The following is a 1157-nucleotide window of genomic DNA, read 5'->3' as shown; positions in this document are numbered from 1 at the left end:
TTCGCGAGCAAGCCCGCTTGTATGTTTAGACTTGAAGGGGTGGGCGGGACTAAAAGCTCGATTCCGACTCTAGCCAGTACGGACCGTGGGAGACTTCTCGTCCCGCCCTTTCTACCTAAAGCGCCGATAAGGAATTCATCGGTAAAACCGACGATAGAGGCAAGCCAGCGCTACGGTAGACCCCGACAAGCTCTTAAACCCTAGCTCCGAGGATTCGTCATGACAATCCTTACCTCGCCAACGGTGATTGGTGTCGATGTGGCCAAGGCCGAAATCGTCGTTTATCGCGAAGATCTGAAAATCATCCAGGCCATCAACAACGACCGCACATCTGTAGGTCATTGGCTGAAGACCCTGCCCGCCCAAAGCTCAATCGCCCTGGAAGCCACTAATCTCTACCACCTGGACACGGCCGAACTGGCCCATGGTATGGGGCATCGGGTTTACATCGTGGACCCTTACCGGGTGAGCCATTACCGCGAAAGCATCGGTCAGCGTGCAAAAACCGACCCTTGTGATGCACGTCTTCTGGCGCGTTATCTAACCAGTGAACAGCATCGGCTGCGGGTCTGGAACCCACCACCGCGGCACTACACAGTGTTGAAAAGTCTGCTTAACAAGCGTGCACAGCTGATGAAGGTCCGAGTCAGTATCAAGCTGAGCTGGTCAACCGAACCTCTTCTTGAAGATCTTTTGGCCGATGGGTTGAAGCATTTCAAACAGCTGGATCAGGCCATTCAGGAGTTGCTTCGTAAAGTCAGCCAAGAAGCCGGCATTAGTGAAAACATCAGACGCTGCAAAGCGATTGAAGGAGTTGGTGAACTCACGGCAACGGGCCTGGCAACTACATACATGCGAGGTGAGTTCGCCAGCGCCGATGCGTTCATCGCCTTTCTGGGAATGGACTTGAAGGCAAAAGACTCAGGTAAGAAACACAGTCCTCGCCACTTGAGCAAAAAAGGTGACGGGGAATTACGGCGTCTTGCACACAATGCAGCTATGGCAGCTTGTCGGTCCCCTGTCTGGAAACCGTTCTATGAGTCCTATCTGGCAAGAGGTCTAGCCAGAACCCAAGCCTTGGTCATCCTCGCCCGCAAGCTTTGCCGGGTGGCATTCGCCCTCATGAAAAACCAGAGCGAATACCAACCGAATTTAAG

1 protein-coding gene is annotated in these 1157 nt (G+C 53.4%); it reads left to right on the top strand.

The features are described 5' to 3' along the window. Window positions 1-219: 219 nt before the first annotated feature. The coding region (locus CAG25_RS28090; RefSeq protein ID WP_143493009.1) for a transposase at window positions 220-1157 on the top strand (938 nt) is incomplete at its 3' end.

This window comes from Pseudomonas sp. B16(2017), from assembly GCF_002113205.1.
Classification (GTDB): Bacteria; Pseudomonadota; Gammaproteobacteria; order Pseudomonadales; family Pseudomonadaceae; genus Aquipseudomonas; species Aquipseudomonas pharyngis.
Note: the sequence above shows the minus strand (reverse complement) of the source record. Positions and strands in the feature narration are given on the sequence as shown.